This is a genomic window from Sporacetigenium sp. TC11, assembly GCF_058146105.1.
This window is the reverse complement of record NZ_JBYVNY010000009.1, coordinates 110,668-129,018: the sequence shown is the minus strand read 5'-3', so window position 1 is coordinate 129,018 and position 18,351 is coordinate 110,668. Positions and strand designations below refer to the sequence as shown.

General features: G+C 29.9%; 22 protein-coding genes. All 22 read left to right on the top strand.

The window, feature by feature from the left end; translation table 11 throughout:
* The first annotated feature begins 1 nt into the window (after position 1).
* From flgC to ACUSRV_RS13065, 22 genes are read left to right on the top strand one after another with little or no spacing between them, the layout of a single operon-like run.
* Positions 2 to 406 carry a flagellar basal body rod protein FlgC gene (gene flgC / locus ACUSRV_RS13170; RefSeq protein ID WP_490142435.1) on the top strand — a complete coding sequence of 135 codons (405 nt, stop codon included), beginning with the start codon at positions 2 to 4 and terminating at the stop codon, positions 404 to 406.
* A gap of 9 nt (positions 407 to 415) precedes the next feature.
* Positions 416 to 709 (top strand): flagellar hook-basal body complex protein FliE, encoded by a 294-nt coding sequence (gene fliE / locus ACUSRV_RS13165; RefSeq protein ID WP_490142434.1) that lies wholly within the window; start codon positions 416 to 418, stop codon positions 707 to 709.
* Between the two features lie 23 nt (positions 710 to 732).
* Positions 733 to 2,292, top strand: coding sequence for a flagellar basal-body MS-ring/collar protein FliF (gene fliF / locus ACUSRV_RS13160; protein WP_490142433.1), 1,560 nt, complete (start codon positions 733 to 735; stop codon positions 2,290 to 2,292).
* A gap of 13 nt (positions 2,293 to 2,305) precedes the next feature.
* Positions 2,306 to 3,361 (top strand): flagellar motor switch protein FliG, encoded by a 1,056-nt coding sequence (gene fliG, locus ACUSRV_RS13155; protein WP_490142432.1) that lies wholly within the window; start codon positions 2,306 to 2,308, stop codon positions 3,359 to 3,361.
* A complete protein-coding gene (locus tag ACUSRV_RS13150; protein ID WP_490142431.1) occupies positions 3,345 to 4,109 on the top strand; it encodes a FliH/SctL family protein in 765 nt (254 codons plus the stop codon). Before fliG ends, ACUSRV_RS13150 begins: the two co-directional genes overlap by 17 nt.
* Positions 4,110 to 4,112: 3 nt before the next feature.
* Complete coding sequence (gene fliI, locus ACUSRV_RS13145; RefSeq protein ID WP_490142430.1) at positions 4,113 to 5,423, top strand: flagellar protein export ATPase FliI; 1,311 nt, start codon at positions 4,113 to 4,115, stop codon at positions 5,421 to 5,423.
* A gap of 9 nt (positions 5,424 to 5,432) precedes the next feature.
* Positions 5,433 to 5,873: a flagellar export protein FliJ gene (gene fliJ, locus ACUSRV_RS13140; protein ID WP_490142429.1), complete on the top strand. Its 441-nt coding sequence runs from the start codon at positions 5,433 to 5,435 to the stop codon at positions 5,871 to 5,873.
* 15 nt (positions 5,874 to 5,888) lie between these two features.
* Positions 5,889 to 7,004: a flagellar hook-length control protein FliK gene (locus ACUSRV_RS13135; RefSeq protein ID WP_490142428.1), complete on the top strand. Its 1,116-nt coding sequence runs from the start codon at positions 5,889 to 5,891 to the stop codon at positions 7,002 to 7,004.
* 16 nt (positions 7,005 to 7,020) lie between these two features.
* Positions 7,021 to 7,506, top strand: a complete 486-nt coding sequence (locus tag ACUSRV_RS13130; RefSeq protein WP_490142427.1) for a flagellar hook assembly protein FlgD — start codon at positions 7,021 to 7,023, stop codon at positions 7,504 to 7,506.
* A 14-nt stretch (positions 7,507 to 7,520) separates the two neighbouring features.
* Positions 7,521 to 8,324, top strand: coding sequence for a flagellar basal-body rod protein FlgF (flgF, locus tag ACUSRV_RS13125; protein ID WP_490142426.1), 804 nt, complete (start codon positions 7,521 to 7,523; stop codon positions 8,322 to 8,324).
* 12 nt (positions 8,325 to 8,336) lie between these two features.
* Complete coding sequence (locus tag ACUSRV_RS13120; RefSeq protein WP_490142425.1) at positions 8,337 to 8,528, top strand: flagellar FlbD family protein; 192 nt, start codon at positions 8,337 to 8,339, stop codon at positions 8,526 to 8,528.
* Positions 8,529 to 8,539: 11 nt separating this feature from the next.
* A complete protein-coding gene (locus ACUSRV_RS13115; RefSeq protein WP_490142424.1) occupies positions 8,540 to 9,358 on the top strand; it encodes a motility protein A in 819 nt (272 codons plus the stop codon).
* Positions 9,348 to 10,055, top strand: coding sequence for an OmpA family protein (locus ACUSRV_RS13110; protein ID WP_490142423.1), 708 nt, complete (start codon positions 9,348 to 9,350; stop codon positions 10,053 to 10,055). Before ACUSRV_RS13115 ends, ACUSRV_RS13110 begins: the two co-directional genes overlap by 11 nt.
* Positions 10,056 to 10,067: 12 nt before the next feature.
* Positions 10,068 to 10,529 (top strand): flagellar basal body-associated FliL family protein, encoded by a 462-nt coding sequence (locus ACUSRV_RS13105; protein ID WP_490142422.1) that lies wholly within the window; start codon positions 10,068 to 10,070, stop codon positions 10,527 to 10,529.
* Between the two features lie 22 nt (positions 10,530 to 10,551).
* Complete coding sequence (locus tag ACUSRV_RS13100) at positions 10,552 to 10,902, top strand: flagellar biosynthetic protein FliO (protein ID WP_490142421.1); 351 nt, start codon at positions 10,552 to 10,554, stop codon at positions 10,900 to 10,902.
* Positions 10,903 to 10,905: 3 nt separating this feature from the next.
* Complete coding sequence (fliP, locus tag ACUSRV_RS13095; protein ID WP_490142420.1) at positions 10,906 to 11,568, top strand: flagellar type III secretion system pore protein FliP; 663 nt, start codon at positions 10,906 to 10,908, stop codon at positions 11,566 to 11,568.
* Positions 11,569 to 11,585: 17 nt separating this feature from the next.
* The gene (fliQ, locus tag ACUSRV_RS13090) at positions 11,586 to 11,855 is read left to right on the top strand and encodes a flagellar biosynthesis protein FliQ (protein ID WP_490142419.1); all 270 of its coding nucleotides are present in this window, start codon (positions 11,586 to 11,588) and stop codon (positions 11,853 to 11,855) included.
* A 9-nt stretch (positions 11,856 to 11,864) separates the two neighbouring features.
* Positions 11,865 to 13,676, top strand: a complete 1,812-nt coding sequence (locus ACUSRV_RS13085) for a fused FliR family export protein/FlhB family type III secretion system protein (RefSeq protein WP_490142418.1) — start codon at positions 11,865 to 11,867, stop codon at positions 13,674 to 13,676.
* A 16-nt stretch (positions 13,677 to 13,692) separates the two neighbouring features.
* Positions 13,693 to 15,744: a flagellar biosynthesis protein FlhA gene (gene flhA, locus ACUSRV_RS13080; protein ID WP_490142417.1), complete on the top strand. Its 2,052-nt coding sequence runs from the start codon at positions 13,693 to 13,695 to the stop codon at positions 15,742 to 15,744.
* Positions 15,745 to 16,758 carry a flagellar biosynthesis GTPase FlhF gene (flhF, locus tag ACUSRV_RS13075; RefSeq protein ID WP_490142416.1) on the top strand — a complete coding sequence of 338 codons (1,014 nt, stop codon included), beginning with the start codon at positions 15,745 to 15,747 and terminating at the stop codon, positions 16,756 to 16,758. It begins immediately after the preceding gene.
* Entirely contained in the window at positions 16,755 to 17,609 is an 855-nt protein-coding gene (locus tag ACUSRV_RS13070) for a MinD/ParA family protein (protein WP_490142415.1), read from the top strand. Before flhF ends, ACUSRV_RS13070 begins: the two co-directional genes overlap by 4 nt.
* A 19-nt stretch (positions 17,610 to 17,628) precedes the next feature.
* The gene (locus ACUSRV_RS13065; RefSeq protein ID WP_490142414.1) at positions 17,629 to 18,351 is read left to right on the top strand and encodes a sigma-70 family RNA polymerase sigma factor; all 723 of its coding nucleotides are present in this window, start codon (positions 17,629 to 17,631) and stop codon (positions 18,349 to 18,351) included.

Here is an 18,351-nt window from a genome sequence, read left to right as displayed (position 1 = left end):
AATGAGTGTTTTTAGTGGGATGAGAATAAGTACAAGTGGGTTATCATCAGAAAGGCTTAGAATAGATACAATATCTTCAAATATAGCCAATATGAGTACTACAAGGGGAGCTAATGGAGAGGCATATAGACGTAAAGTTGCAGTATTTGAAGAAAACTTTGATGAAAAAGTAGGGATGTTAGGGGTAAAGGCTGCGGCTATAGAAGATGATAAATCACCATTAAAGCAAGTGTATGACCCATCACATCCAGATGCAAATGAAAAAGGATATGTAGAATATCCAAATGTAGATATATTAGTAGAAATGTCAGATTTAATGGCTGCATCAAGAGCTTATGAATCTAATGTAGATACATTAAATGCTCAAAAAAATATGATATCTAAGGCTTTAGAAATCGGAAGGTAGGGGTAGGGAATGAAGATAACTGAAGTAGCTCAAATTAGTAGTAAGCTAATAAATAATGACAATAAGGTAACAGAACAATCAAACTCAAATTTTTCGGATATATTTAAACAAGCTATAAATAATGTAAATGGGGCCCAAGTAAATTCAGATAATATGGTTCAAAGCTTTATAAAAGGAGAAAACGTAGCAATGCATGATGTTATGCTATCAGCACAAGAAGCACAAATGTCTATGCAATTACTTCTTGAAGTAAGAAACAAGTTTGTTGAAGCATATCAAGAAATAAACAAGGTGCAAATATAGTCTTTTAAGCAAGGAGTAAATAAATGGAACAACAAAATATAATTGAAAAAGTCAAAATTTTCTTGCTTAATAGTGTTGAAAAACTCAAGTCATTAAGCAATGCTAAAAAAATAGCAATTGGAGTAGGAGCAATAGCTGTTATACTTGCCACTATATTTACAGCGACGTATGTTCAGAAAAGTAAGTATGATGTTTTATTTTCAAACCTAGACCCTAAGGATGCAGCAAGTATATCACAGGAACTAGAATCTAGAAAAGTAGATACAAAAATAGAAGGCAATACAATATATGTACCAAAACAAGAGGTAGATAAGTTAAGACTAGAACTTTCACCAACTATAACTAACGGTTCAAAAGGATTTGAACTAATGGATGAAGGATCTTCTATAGGTTTAACAGATGAAGAATTTGAAATCAAGAAACAAAGAATGATTCAAGGAGAAATTGAAAAGACAATAAAAAGCTTTTCCCAAGTAGAAAATGCTAGAGTACATATAACCCAAGGTGAGAAATCTGTATTTGTAAAGGAATCGACACCTGGAAAAGCAGCAGTATACATAACACTAAAACCAGGAACTAATTTAACCAACTCGCAGGTTAAATCAATAGTATCTCTGATATCTGGAAGTACAAACGACATACCTAAGGAAAACGTAGAAGTAGTAGATCAAAATATGAGGCTTTTATCTGAGGGAATATTTGATGAAGATAAACAAAATAATTCTCAAAATGTAGCTAATTTAGATGAAACAAAACAAGCCGAATCTAAACTAAATACTCAGCTAAAAAAATCTATAGTAGATATGTTGGAGCCTATGTTTGGCGCTGGAAAGGTAAAAGTAACTGTTAATACAGACCTTAATTTTGACACTACAGAAACAACACAAATAAAAATAGATCCAGAAAAGGTTATCAAAAAAGAGACACGTTCTGAAAATACATCTACAGATAACTCTAATGGAGGATCGCTAGTAGATAATAATATGAGCAATACAGCAAATAATGGGGCAGGCAAAAACCAAAGTAAAGAAGAGACAATAGAGTACGAAGTAGGAAAAACAGAGACAAATATAATTAGTGCTCCAGGAGAGGTAAGAAGAATAACAGCATCTGTAGCAATAGATGGTGACTTAGGTGCTCCAATTACAAGGAATGTTGAGGACCTAGTATCAAATGCTATAGGTATGAACACTGCTAGAGGAGATAGTATATCTGTAGTATCAATGGAATTTGATCCAGCGGCCAAAGCTGAAAGAGAAAAAGAATTACAGGCAATGGAAAAAGAGGCACAGATGGATAAATTATTTAAAATAGGGACTTATGTAATTATAGCTACATCAGTATTAATTATAATACTAGGGGCAGTATTGTTTATTAGTAAAAGAAGAAAATCTAAGTTTGAAGAAGATGATCAAGCTAATATGGACTTAATAAATGCAAAACTAGAAGAATTAGAAGAAAAGAAATTACAGTTTATAGATGCAGATGATGAAGAGCTTACTTTAGAAGAAGAAGTTAAGATATATGCAACAGAAAAACCAGATCAAGTAACAGAAATAATAAAGAAATGGTTAAGTGATTAGGAGTGATAATTTAATGAATCTAGAGACTAAAACTGCTAATGCTTTTGACTTAGGAGATTTAAATAACAATAAGAAAGTTTTGGGGTCAAAAAAAGCCGCTGTTTTATTAATGACACTTGGACCTGAAGTAGCCTCAGTTATAATAAAAGATCTACCTGAAACTCAGATACAGAGAATAGGTGTAGAAATAGCAAATATAGGGTTTATTTCATCAAGGGAAAGAAGAGAGATTCTTCAAGAATTTATAGAAATAAACAAAGCTAAGGACTATGTAATTGAAGGTGGTATAGGGTATGCGACGTCTCTATTAAGTGGAGCATTAGGAAGTAGTAAGGCTAACAAACTATTAGAAGGTATAAGATACGAGGCACATTCGAAGCCTTTTATGTCAGCAAGAAAGGCAGATGTAGAACATATATTACATGCAATACATGATGAAAGCCCTCAAACTATGGCTATTATACTCGCTAACATACAACCAGAAAAAGCTGCTCAAGTATTAATTGAATTACCTGAAAAATTACAACATGAAGTCGCACTAAAAATAGGTAGTATATCAAATCTTTCGCCAGCGGTTATAAAAACAATAGATGCAGCGCTAGAAAAGAAAATAGACATGACAGATAAGATAGACATGGAAACATCTGGTGGAGTAGATACATTAGTAGATATATTAGTAAATGTTGATAGAAAAACTGAAAAGAGCATCATAACTAGTATAGAGGAAAGAGACTTTACACTTGCAGATCAAATAAAAGCTAATATGTTTGTATTTGAAGATATTGTTAAACTTGATAACTTATCGATACAAAAAATCTTAAAAGAAGTAAACGTAAAAGATCTTGCATTTGCTCTTAAAGCTGCAGGGGTACAAGTTGCAGAAGTTATTTATAGAAATCAATCTAGAAGAGCAGCTGAAGCATTACAAGAAGAAATTGATCTATTAGGACCAATAAAGATATCTCAAGTAGAAGAAGCTCAACAAAATATAGTTAATGTAATAAGAAAGCTAGAGGAAGAAGGAGTAATAACTATAACAAGGAGCGCTGAAGATGAGTTTATCATGTAGTGTTATCAAAAGCGATAAAGCTATATATAAAGGTAGTGTTAGTTTGAAAATATTAGAAAACAACACTGAAGATACAAAAAAACAAGAAGAAATTGCAGACATACAAATAGAAGTTATAAATAATGCAAATATAGAGGCAGAAAATATAATTAAAAATGCTATTGCTGAGGCTGAGCAAAAGAAAGAACAAATATTAAGCAATGTTGAAGAAAGAATACAAGAAAGTGAAAAAAAGGGCTATATAGAAGGATACAATCAAGGAACAAAAAATGGATATGAAGATGGTTATAAAGAAGCCTACGAAGAACACATAGATAGGGCAAGAGAAGAAGCAAAAACAATAAGAGAGCAAGCCGACTATATATTATTTCAAGCAAACAAAGAAGTAGCTAATTATATGGAAGAACAAAGTAAAAATATAGTAAGAATAGCATTAGATATTGCTTCATCTGTGCTTAGAGAGCACTTCAAAGATGAAGACTCTATGAATAACTTATTAAAACAAACAATCGAGGAACATAAAAGAAGTAAAACATTTATAATTAAATGCAATTCTATATACAAAGAGAGTATTGAATATCAAATTGATAATTGGAAAAGTACAATAGCAATAAATTCAGATATATTTGTGATAGTAGACGATAGTATAGACATAGGAAATGCTGTTATACAAAAAGATAATGGAAAAGTAACTATAGGAATAGAATGTGGCTTTGAAAGATTAAGAGATGAGTTACTTGGAGAATAAAATATGAGTATATCTATAGATTTTGAAAAAATATCACAGAAAATAAATAATATAGATTTTACTATATCTGAAGGTATAGTAAAAAAAATAATAGGACTTACCATGGAAGTAGAAGGGATAAAGGCCTTCGTTGGAGAGTTATGTGTTGTATACAACCAAATGAACAGTCCTATTGATTGTGAAGTCGTTGGATTTAAAGATGACGAAGTAATACTAATGCCATTAGGAGATTTGGTGGGGATATCTCCAGGATGTAGAGTTATATCAAAGGGAATACCATTAAGTGTAAGATGTAGTGACGATCTATTAGGCAAAGTATTAGATGGAATAGGAAATCCAATAGATGGAACAAGTATATTATTTGGAGAAAGATATAGTTTGAACAATGAACCTCCAGATCCTATGAAAAGAAAAAGAATAAAGAATATAATGCATACGGGTGTAAGGGCAATAGATGGCTTTATGACTTGTGGAGAAGGACAAAGAATAGGCATATTTGCAGGTAGTGGGGTTGGGAAAAGTACAACCCTAGGTATGATAGCAAGAAATGCTAAGGCAGATATAAATGTAATAGCACTAATAGGTGAAAGAGGAAGAGAAGTCCTAGATTTTATAGAAAGAGATCTGGGAGAAGAGGGAATGAAAAAGTCAGTCGTAGTATGTGTAACATCAGATAAATCTCCTCTTATAAGGTTAAAGGGAGCTCTTACAGCAACAGCAATAGCTGAGTATTTTAGAGATCAAGGGAAAAAGGTAATTATGATGATGGACTCTGTTACAAGATTTGCAATGGCTCAAAGAGAAGTAGGTATAGCTATAGGAGAGCCACCTGCACAAAAAGGGTACACACCATCTGTATTTGCTATGCTTCCAAAACTTATGGAAAGAACAGGTACATCTAATAAAGGATCAATAACAGCTTTTTATACAGTTTTAGTTGATGGAGACGACTTTAATGAACCTATAGCAGATACAACTAGAGGGATATTAGATGGCCATATAGTTTTATCAAGAGCTTTAGCTCACAAGAACCATTATCCAGCAATAGATGTACTAAACAGTGTCAGTAGACTTATGAATGAAATAGCTGAAGATGAACACAAAATGGTAGCTTCTAGGGCAAGGGATATGTTAGCAGAATATAAAGAAGCAGAAGATTTGATAAGCATAGGAGCATATACAAAAGGATCTAATAAAAACATAGATATGGCTATAGAGTATCAAGATAGTATAGTTGATTTCTTAAAACAAGGGGTAAATGATATAAGTTCCTTTGAGGAAAGTGTAGAAGAATTAAAAAATATATTTAGTTAGGGATGACTTATGAGTAAAAATTTTAAATTTAGACTTCAAAAAGTATTGGATATAAGGGTAAGAGATGAAGAAGAAGTTAAGATTAAATTTTCTGAAATTCAATCAAGAAAAATAAAAATAGAAAACCAGCTTAAAACATTAAAAAGTGATTACGATAGATACTCAAGACAAGGTATATCAGGAAATATAGTAAATCAGAAAATAACAATAAATTACTTAGGTGCACTAAACAACACGATAAGAGATATTTCATCAGAATTAAGTAAGGCTTGTGAAGAACTAGAAAACCTAAAATCTGAACTTATAAATAAACAAGTAGATAGAAAATCATTAGAAAAATTAAAAGATCAAAAACACAAAGAATTTTTAAAAGAAGAAGATATGAAAGAACAAATTATAAATGATGAATTTGCGATTATAAGTTTTGCAAGAAAACAACAGGTCAGTTAGATGGGGATTGATATTATGCAAATCAATATAGATGTTAATTTTTTAAATAATATTATAGGAAATACAAATATTGAATCATTATCAAATAAAACAAATATTAGTTTTGATAATTTTATATTAAATAGCTTAGATAATAAAACTAATGATTTAGAAGAAGCAATCTTTATAAATAAGGCTGATAATCAAGAAGAAGTAATTTTAACAAATAAAGATGATAAACCTATAAATGAAGAAGAAATAAGTAAAGCATTAAACTTATTAAATCAAATAATATGCAATAATGAAAATTCATCAGATAACAAGCATAATTCAATAAATGAGATTGTTGAAAATTTGAATAAATCTAATAACACCGATGAAAAAGTAAATTTAATTTCGCACTTAATAAAAAGTATAGACGATTTAGATAGTGAATCTCTAGATAATAAAACAGATGTATTCAATTATACTGTAAAAGAATTAAAAAGCGAGTTAAACAAAATAATATATAATTACTCATCAAATGAAGACAAATCATTAGATGAAGTAGATATATTCAATATAAACAAATCTATTCTAGAAGTAAAGAAGGATACTTCAAATAAAGAATTAGATATGTTAAAAGAGATAGCCAATAATGACCTTGGAAAAGCAAATTTTAATACTAACAATAAAACAATTAATAATACTATAAGTTCAACACCTACAGAGCAAATATCATATAAAAAGATGGAATCTAACATATATTATGATACTGTAAAAAATATAAAGTACATGGATTTAAATAATATACAGGATTTAACTGTAAATTTGAGGCCTAAAGAATTAGGTCAAATGAATATACAACTTTTGAAAGAAAATAATGAGATGAAAGCTATATTAACGGTCCACTCAAAAGAAGCTCTTGATTTGGTGAATAAAAGTATATCAGACATAAAAGGGCATCTGGAAAATGCGAATATAAATATAAAAAATATAGTTATTAATATGGAAATAGAAAATACATACACAAATGAGAATTTTGAAAAGAATTTTTCTAGTAATCAAAATCAAAAAGACCAAAACAACAAAAATAATAAAAGAAATTTAAATATAGATGATGAAGAAATAAAAGAAATTAATAAAGAAGATAACCTGAATTTATTAGCTTAAAATAAGGAGTGGTTATATGACCAGTATAAATACATCAGCCAAAGTTACCTATGACAAAACCGAAAATGGAACACCAATGATTGAAAAAGGTAAAGAAAATAATAAAGACTTATTTTTAGAATTATTAGTTGCTCAAATGAAATTTCAAGACCCGATGAATCCTCAAGATCCAACGCAGTATGTAACTCAGCTATCTCAATTTTCTATGTTAGAGCAGACAATGTCATTAAACGATGGTATTAAATATCTTTCAGAATTAAATAATGGAATTCTTATAAACTCAGCTATGAGTACTTCTTCAGCTTTAATAGGAAAACATGTAGAGGTATCAGAAGTAGATGAGAACAAAGAAAATTATAAAGGAATAGTAAAAAGTGCCCATATAAAAGATGGAGTAGTCTACATGGATATTAAATTAGATGGAACTGATAAAATAGAGTCTTTTAGATATGACACTTTATTAAAAATAAGTGAAAGTGATATAGAAGGAAATATAAAATAATAGGGGGAAAAAACATGTTAAAGTCAATGTACTCAGGAATAAGCGGAATGAAAGCAAACCAAACTAAAATGGATGTTATAGGAAATAACGTAGCAAACGTAGGAACTACTTCATTCAAAAAATCTACTACAAGATTTTCAGATACTCTTTATCAAAATATGATATTTGCAGGTGCTCCATCAGAAGGATCAGGGGGTACTAATCCAGGGCAAGTTGGAATAGGTGTCAAGGTAAATGGTATATACAAAAGCATGAGTCAAGGCTCTTTGCAACCAACAGGTAGACCGTCGGATGTAGCTATAGATGGAGATGGCTTCTTTCCTGTAAGCAGAGACGGACAAGTTGTATATACAAGAGATGGTTCTTTCAGTTTAGATACTAATGGTAACTTAACAAATGGTGATGGATATCTACTATTAAGTTCAGATAATAACCCAATAGAAATACCAAAGGCATATCCGCAAGGAGATCCTAATGCCAAGAATGTTGTGGCATATAATATTTCAAAAGATGGACAAGTAAGTATTTCACTAGATGATGGAACAAAGGAGAACTTATCAAAAATACAAGTGTATACATTCCAAAATCCAGAAGGATTAGAGGCATTAGCTGGAAATTTATATTCTACATCAGCTAACTCGGGAATTCCAGTTGAGGGTAATGGATCTATAATCCAAGGGGCAGTAGAAATGTCTAATGTAGATTTATCAGAGGAATTTACAGAAATGATAGTTACAACAAGAGCATTCCAAGCAGCAGGGAAGATGATAACTACAAGTGATGAACTACTACAAGAAATAATAAACTTAAAAAGGTAGTAGGTATATAAAATGATAGAGTTAACGGATTTAAGCAACAAAAATTATATTTTAAACTCTGACCTAATAGAAACAATAGAAGCTGTACCAGATACAAAAATACTACTTACAAATGGTAAAAAGTATCTTGTAAAAGAATCTGTAGATGAAGTTGTAGACAAAGTAATGAATTATAAAAAGAAGATATTTATAGTGGAGACATAGGGAGGAAGTATATGAAAAAACAAGACATTATGACTCCTGTAGGCTTAATTTTAGCGGTGGGATTGGTTGTTTATGGAGCCAGTTTAGGAAGTGCAGGAATAGCCGTTTTATGGGATTTGCCATCTGTTTTTATAACAGTAGGAGGGTCTTTGGCTGCTGTTTTAATAACATTTTCTGCTGATGATATAAAAGAATTGCCAAGGATAACATTAGCAGCATTTAAAACTAACAATATATCCAAAGTTGATTTAATAGATCAGTTTAAGGAATTATCTAGAAAAGCTAGAAAAGAAGGATTGTTATCTATAGAAGAAAAAGTTTCTCAAATAGAAGATTCATTTTTGAAAAAAGGTCTTGAAATGGCAATTGATGGGATACAAGAAGATATATTGAAGGAAATATTAGAGTCTGATATATCACAAATGGAAAGAAGACATGAAAATGGAGCAAAAATATATAAGCTATGGGGTGCATATGCACCAGCATTTGGAATGATAGGAACATTAATAGGACTTGTACAAATGCTAGCAGACATGGGAAGTGCTGAAAAAATAGCTTCTGGTATGGCAGTAGCATTAATAACTACATTTTATGGATCATTACTTGCTAATATATTTTGTATTCCTATTGCATCTAACTTATCAATAAAATCAGAACAAGAAGTAGCTGCTAGAGAAATGATGATAGAAGGTATATTAAGCTTACAGTTTGGAGAAAGCACAAAAATTATAGAAGAAAAGCTAACAGCATTTTTAACTCCTAAGGAGAAGGCGAAATATTATAAAGTGTTATCTAGTGATACCGAAGGGGTGACTGCGGATGCCACGTAAAAAAAGGGCAAGTAAAGAAGATTCTAATTCAGAAGCTTGGCTTGCTACATACGCAGATACAATAACTTTATTACTTACATTCTTCGTATTGTTATATTCAATATCTAGTACTGATGCTGCAAAACTAAAGGGTATAGCTAGTGCAATGCAGGGACAGTTAACAGGAGAAGGTGTAATGGGTGGAGGAACAAGTAACAAAACGGGAGATAAAGATCCTTCTATAATAGAGGATATATCAAACCAGGATAAAACAACAGAAGAGATTAAAAAGGAAATAATAGCTACTATAGATGAGGGAAATCTAGAAAAATCATTAACGATAAGAGAAGATGAAAGAGGTATAATTCTAGGATTAAATGAAAATATATTCTTTGATCTAGGAAGTGGAGAATTAAAGAGTGATAGTAGACCAGTATTACAGGAGTTAGCAGGTATTCTAACTAAAATACCAAGCCATATAGTTATAGAAGGGCATACTGACAACATTCCTATTAAATCATCTAAGTATGGATCAAACTGGGAATTATCAACCCAAAGAGCAGTAAGTGTAGTTAGATTTTTTGTTGAACAAAAGGGAATGAGCCCTACTCAGTTTTCAGCTACAGGATATGGTGAATATAAACCTTTAGTAGACAATAATACGCCTGAAAACAGAGCAAAAAATAGAAGAGTAGATATAGTTATAACTACTGAGTAGGAGGTTTAGATTATGGCTAAAGAAAAAAAAGAACAAGACAAAGATAAAAAGAGTAGTAATATTATCAAGATAGTTGTAATAGTATTGTTTTTGGCAACTATAATAGGGGTTAGTTATATTGTTGCGACTAAAATGATGGGTGGATCTAGTATACCTAAGTTAAGTAGTGAGAAGAAACCCGAAACTGTTAATTTAGAACTAGATGAAATATTAGTAAAGTTATCAGATGAAGAAAAAAGTAGATATATAAAAACTAATATAGCAATATCATATGATAAAGAAATAGAAAATATAAATGACTATGTACCACAAATTAGAGACAGTATTATAAACTATTTAATGTCGAAAAAAGCTGACGATTTTTCCGCTGATAACATGGAAAATGTAAAAAAAGATATAATGAGAATTTTGAAAAATAAGATAGATAATGAAGGCATATATGATATTTACTTTGTAAACTTAATTGTACAGTAATTCATGAAGGGAAAATAGTGAAATGATACTATATATTATTAAAGTTATTGCATTTATTCCTATAGTTATAATTTTAATAGCTATATCTTTAAAATTAAGTCAAAGAACTTTAATTCAAGGGCAAGCAAACAAGTATATGAGAGTATTAGAAGTAATAAACATAAACAAAAATAATAACTTATTAGTTGTAAAAATAGGAGATAAAGGGTGCGTTTTAGCATCGTCTGGATCAAATATAAATAAGATAGAAGATTTAACAAAGGAAGATATATTAAAGATTGAAGAAAATATAAATCAAAATAATGTTAAAGCTCAACAATACTTTGATAAGTATAAAGACAAGATAATAAAACTCACTAAGAAGGAAGATTAAATTATGGATATATTTAGCAATCTACTTTCTGATACTACTCAATATACAGATTTGGTTCAACTATTTTTATTTCTAACTACCTTAATGTTTTTACCTATGATTATTTTTATGATGACGAGCTTTGTAAGAATAATTATAACATTTTCATTTTTGAAATCAGCACTAGGAGTTCAACAATCAATACCTAGCCAAGTATTGGTAGGATTATCAATAGTATTGACTATATTTATAATGACTCCTGTGCTTAACCAAATAAATAATGATGCACTACAGCCATATTTAAATAAAGAAATAAAAATGGAAGAGTTTTTAAGTAAATCAGAAAAGCCAATAAAAGAATTTTTGTTAAAAGAGACAAGGCAAAAAGATTTAGAGTTATTTATAGATAACTCTCAATTAGAAAAAGAAAAAGTAACAAAAGAAAATGTACCTTTATACGTAGTAGCTCCTGCATTTGCTACAAGTGAACTAAAAACTGCTTTTGAAATAGGCTTTTTAATATATATACCATTTATAATAATTGATCTTGTTGTGTCGAGTATATTAATGTCTATGGGAATGTTCATGTTACCACCAGCAATGATATCTCTACCTTTTAAGTTGCTTTTATTCATAATGGTAGATGGATGGAGTTTAATAATAAAATCCTTAATAAATAGTTTTTAAGATAGGAGATAAATAACATGAGCGAGATAATGATAATGAGTATTGTAAAGGATGCTATATATACAGGACTTTTAGTTTCGGCACCTGTTCTCATAGTATCTTTAGTAATAGGGCTTCTTATAAGTATATTTCAAGCAACTACCCAAATACAAGAACAAACACTTACCTTTGTTCCTAAACTTATAGGAATAGCTATAGTTGTTATTGTAGGGGGAAGTTGGATGCTAAGCACTCTAAGTACCTTCACAATGGAAATGATAAATATGATAACAACTATAACCAAATAGGTTGATAAATTGATATTAGTATTTTTAAGAACTATAGCATTTTTTACAGCTATAAATATACTTTACCCTAAAGAAACCCCTAGAATATTTAAAATATCATTTTCTCTATTTCTATCTATAGTTATATCTCAGACTATTGACTTACAATCTATAAGTCAAATCGATAACAAAGGAACATTTTTATTGTATGGAATATGTGAAACTCTTACAGGATTAATGTTGGGCTATGTAACTAATATATGTTTTGAAAGTATTAAGTTTGCAGGAAGCTTAATAGACCAACAATTAGGATTATCTATGGCAAACATATATGACCCAAGTACTCAAACTCAATCAACATTAATATCAAATATAATGTATTGGATGTCTATTGTAATATTTTTAAATTTAAATGGTCATCACATTTTAATAAATGGAATAAGATACAGCTTTGAGGCAATACCATTAGGACAGCCAATAATAAGCAATGATATTGGGTACATACTTGATATATTTATATATTGTATTACTACAGGATTTAAAATAGCAGTTCCAATTGTATTAGCGCTTATAATAGTTGAATTTATTATGGGCCTCGTATCAAGAAGTGTACCCCAGTTAAATGTAATGATAGTAGGTATGCCAATAAAAATATTAGTAGGATTAGCCTTTTTTATGATAGCTCTTCCATTTATGGTGAAAGAAATTATTGAACTTATTAACAACATACCTAATATATATGAGGGAACATTTGGAGCAGCACCATTATTTTATATGTTGTCTAAAGATGACAAAACAGAAGAAGCAACTCCAAAGAAGAAAAAAGACGCCAGGAAAAAGGGAAATATTCCAAAAAGCAAAGAAGTATCCCTTGCATTAACGCTAGTAGGTTTTACTCTTTCAATAGGGATATTATCGCCCTATTTGGTAGATAACTTTAAAGCTATTTTAATAAATTATTTAAATTTAGACTTCAAAATGAATATCAGCTATATTACATTACAAGGATTAATGATACAGTCTCTTATATTTTTCTTTAAATTGTTTTTACCTATAGGAGCAATGTTTTTAGTTATAGGTATAATATCAAATTTAGCCCAGACAGGATTTTTATTTACAGGAGAAGGTATAAAGCCTAGTTTTTCAAAGATAAACCCAATAAATGGTTTTAAAAACATGTTTTCTATGAAAACCATGGGAAACTTGGCAAAAAATATATTAATAATAGTAATTCTAGGATATATAGGATATGGATTTATAAAAGAAAAGTATATAGATATTTTAAAATTAAGTAATGTATATATTCCTACACTTATATATACAGTAAAAGATATTTTATATTCTATATTATCTAAAATATCTATAGCCTTAGTATTTATAGCACTTTTAGATTATTTTTATCAAAGATATACACATAAAAGAGATTTAAAAATGACGAAACAAGAAATTAAAGAAGAGTTTAAACAAATGGAGGGAGACCCTCAAATAAAAGGAAAGATAAAACAAAAACAAAGACAGTTGGCAACTCAGAGGATGATGCAAAAAGTGCCAGATGCAACTGTAATAGTTACAAACCCAACTCATATAGCTATAGCTATTAAATATGAACAGGGCAAAAGCAAAGCTCCAATGGTTGTAGCAAAGGGAGCTGATTATGTGGCACTAAAAATAAGAGAGATAGCAAAAGAAAATGATATACCAATAATAGAAAATAAACCTTTGGCAAGATTAATTTACAAAAAGGTAGAAATAGATCAAGAAATTCCAGAAGAAATGTATCAAGCTGTTGCTGAAATACTTGTAGCAATTTATAAGATAAAAAATAGATATAAAACAAAATAAAAGGTGAGGTCGAGTAATGAATAAACTAGACTTTAAAAGTAAACTGGATATAATTGTAGCACTAGGGGTAGTAGGTATAGTTCTTATGATTATAATACCGCTGCCAACATTTATTCTAGATGCCCTGTTAGCTCTAAATATAAGTTTATCAGTTTTGATATTACTTATGACGTTATTTACGAAAGAAGTTTTAGAGTTATCCATATTCCCTACAATATTGCTAGTAACTACTTTGTTTAGATTGGGTCTTAACATATCGTCTACTAGACTTATATTAAGTCAAGGATATGCAGGAGAAGTTATAGAATCATTTGGTAGTTTTGTTGTAGGTGGGAATTATGTAGTTGGAGTAATAATATTCCTCATTATAATGATTGTACAGTTTATGGTTATAACTAATGGTTCAGGAAGAGTATCTGAAGTAACTGCTAGATTTACATTAGATGCTATGCCTGGTAAGCAAATGAGTATAGATGCAGATTTAAATGCAGGAATTATAAATGAAAAAGCAGCACAGAAAAGAAGAAAAGAATTACAACAAGAAGCTGATTTCTTTGGATCTATGGATGGGGCATCAAAGTTTGTAAAGGGAGATGCCATAGCTGGTATTATAGTTACCATAATAAATGTAATAGGCGGAATAATAATTGGAGTTTTGATGCTAGATATGACCTTTGGAGAATCTATCCAAACATATATTAGACTTACAATAGGCGACGGCTTGGTTAGCCAAATCCCAGCTCTATTAATATCAACGTCAGCAGGTATATTGGTAACTAGAGTTGCAAGTGAAGAGAACTTTGGTGATTTAGTTGGAAAACAGTTAACAGCCATACCTAAGGCTATAACTATAACAGGTGTAGTACTTCTGGTGTTAGGATTTATACCAGGGTTGCCTAAATTAGCGTTTTTCGTTTTGGGGGCTGGTGGTTTACTAATCGGATACCTATTAAACAAGGATGCAAAAGAAGAAATAGAAAGATCAATTACTAATGAAGGTGAAATAGAAGAGATAGAAAGTAATACTGTGGAGGATGTATCTTCTTTAGTAGAAATAGAGCCTATAGAAGTAGAAATAGGATACGGGTTAATACCTCTAGCAGATGAATCTAATGGAGGAGATCTTTTACAAAGAATAGCATCAATTAGGAGACAATGCGCAATAGAAATAGGAATTGTAGTTCAACCTATTAGAATTAGAGATAATCTACAACTAAATCCTAATCAATATAACATAAAAATTAAAGGAAATATAATTTCTGGATATGAGATTATGCCTAATATGGTACTTTGTATGGATCCAATGAATCAAGGGTTTGACATTGATGGAATACAAACAAAAGAGCCTACTTTTGGACTTGACGCTATATGGATAGATAAATTTAATCTTGAAGAGGCAGAATTAAGAGGGTATACAGTTGTAGATCCATCGACAATAATGATCACTCACTTATTAGATATTATAAAATCTAATGCCTATGAATTGTTGGGAAGACAAGAAGTTAAAAATATGCTAGATGCTGTAAAAGAGAAGTATAATGCTGTAGTAGATGAACTTATCCCAGATTTAATGACTTTAGGTGAAGTTCAAAAAGTACTTCAAAATTTATTGCGAGAAAAAATATGTATAAAGGATAGAGTGACTATATTAGAGACATTAGCAGATCAATCTCGAAATACTAAAGATTTGGAACTATTGACAGAGTATGTAAGGATATCTCTAAGTAGGACTATATGCTCTAATTTAGTGGATGAAAGTAAAACTATGGTAGTAGCCACTTTGGATATAGAAGTAGAGAATTTGGTAGCTAATAATTTACAAAGGTCTGTAAATGGAACGTATCCAGCTGTAGACCCTGAAACTACAAATAAAATATTTAGAAGCATACAAGATGTTGTACAAAATATTTATTTTAATCAAAACATACCAGTAATTATAGTATCTCCAAAAATAAGGGCTCCGTTTAGAAAATTAATAGAGATGGTATTTCCTAACTTAACAGTATTATCTCTAAACGAAATCCCTAATGATATTAAGATAAAGGCAGAAGGCGTGGTGAATATATAGATGTTTATAAAGAAATATGTTGCTGATACGTTAGAAGAAGCTATGTTTCTTATGAAACATGAATTGGGAGACAACACAGTAGTTATAAACAAAAAATATATAAGAAAACCAGGGATAAAAGGCCTTTTGGGTAAAAAGTCTATAGAAGTTACAGTTGCAGTAGACAACAGTAAAAAGGATAACGGGGATATTAGAAAAGAAGTAGATGAACTTAAAATCTTAATAAATAATATGGTTTCTAATAAAGAAGATGATAAAAATATAGAGAAGATAATAAAGAACTTAGAAGATATAGATGTAAATAAAAAAACAATAGATAATTTAGTTATAAATATTAAGGAAATGAATAAGGTAAGCAATAATACTAGTAAAAATCTAATAACTATATTAGAAAATAGTATAAATATATCTAGTATAAATATGGAAGGTAAAGTTATATTAGTAGGGCCTACAGGGGTAGGTAAAACTACAACTATTGCTAAGATAGCTGGAAACCTATCTTTTGTAGAGAAAAAGAAGGTCGGTATAATAACCATAGACACATATAGAATTGGAGCTGTTGAGCAGCTAAAAATATATTCAGAAATAATGAATATACCATTTAAAACTGTGATAAGCCCAACAGAAATGGAGTCTGCTATAGATGAATTTAAAGACTGTGATGTAATACTTATCGATACAACAGGTAGAAGTTGCAAAAACCTTATGCAAATTTCAGAATTAAGGGCATTTATAGATAATGCAAAAACAGAAAACATACATTTAGTAGTAAGTTGTACTACAAAGGATAGAGATATAGAAGCAATTATAAATTCATACAAAACTTTGAACTTTAACAATGTAATAATAACTAAATTAGATGAAACAACTACATATGGACCATTGTTAAACATATTAAATTACGCTAGTAAGCCATTGAGTTATATAACACTTGGACAAAGTGTTCCAGATGATATATTGAAACCAAGTAAAGAAAAATTAATAAAATTAATTTTAGGAGCTGAAGAAGTATGATAGATCAGGCAGAAAACCTTAGAAAATTAGCTATACAAAATACAGAAGGCAAGTCACGTCCTAAAATTATAACTATTGCATCTGGAAAAGGCGGTGTGGGAAAAAGTAACTTTACTGTTAACTTAGCTATATGTTTATCAAAATTAAATAAAAAAGTAGCTATATTAGATGCAGATATAGGTATGTCAAATATAGATATACTAATGGGGGAGTCCACCAATAAAACTATATGCGATGTAGTATACAATGATATAGATATAGAAGACATAATAATAGAGACAAAATATGGTGTAAAACTTATACCAGGAGGATCAGCCCTTAACCATGTAGAGGACTTTAATGAAAATCAGAGAAAAAAATTTTTAAATGAAATTGATAAAATAACAGATATAGACTATTTATTAATTGACACAGGAGCAGGTATAAATAAAAGTTTATTGGCCTTTATATCTTGTAGTAATGAATTTTTTGTAATAACTACACCAGAGCCTACATCTATAACGGATGCCTATAGTCTATTAAAGGCAACAAACAATCTTAATATAAAGGATAAGGCAAGTATTGTAATAAATAGATGTACTAGTGCTAAAGAAGCCAACTCTGTATATTTGAGAATAAAATCCGTTGTTGATAAGTTTCTAAATATGAATTTAGAATTTGGGGGCTATATATTAGATGATAAAAAGGTAAGTTCTTGTGTTAAAAAGCAGATTCCATTCTTTGCTGCTTACCCGAATATTGAAATTTCTAAATGTATAATGGCTATAGCAAAAAACATTTCAAAGGGTGAAGTTACCGAAACAACAGAAGTTAAAACTTTATTTAAAAAAGTATTAGGTTTATTTTCATAAGTAAAGAGGGGGAAGAGAAGTGCTTTTTGCTGATAAGGAACAAATCATACAAGAAAATATACCTCTTGTTAAACATATTGCATATAAATTATTTGTACCAAATAAAGGTTTAGAATATGATGATTTGGTTAGTTGCGGATATATGGGGCTTATAGATGCTATTGATAGATTTGATAAATCAAAGGGCGCTAAGTTTTCAACTTATGCAGCAATAAAAATAAAATCATATATATTAGATGAAATAAGAAGGCATTCGCCGGTATCAAAACACAATTTAACAAAGATAAATATATACAATAAAACAGTGAATTATTTACAGAATACCTTAATGAGAGAACCTAAAAGGAATGAAATAGCAGCACACATGAGTTCACCATTAAAAGAAATTATGGATATACAAAACAGTATAAGTTTATTAAGCGTTACCTCATTAGATGATATACCATTTAGTGATGATAATGAAGAGAGATTAGTAGATAAAATAAAAGACAGTGAGTCTATAATACCTATAAATATAGTAGAAAAAGAAGAAAAACTAGATACGTTATCAAAGGCAATAGATACATTGAAAGAAAGAGATAAACTTATATTATCACTATATTACTATGAAGAATTAAATTTAAAAGAGATAGGGTTAGTATTGGGATTATCAGAGTCAAGAGTCTGCCAACTTCATCAAAAGGCTATAACAAACTTAAGATCTATAATGAAAAAATATATTGATCTAGATAAAGGTGATTAA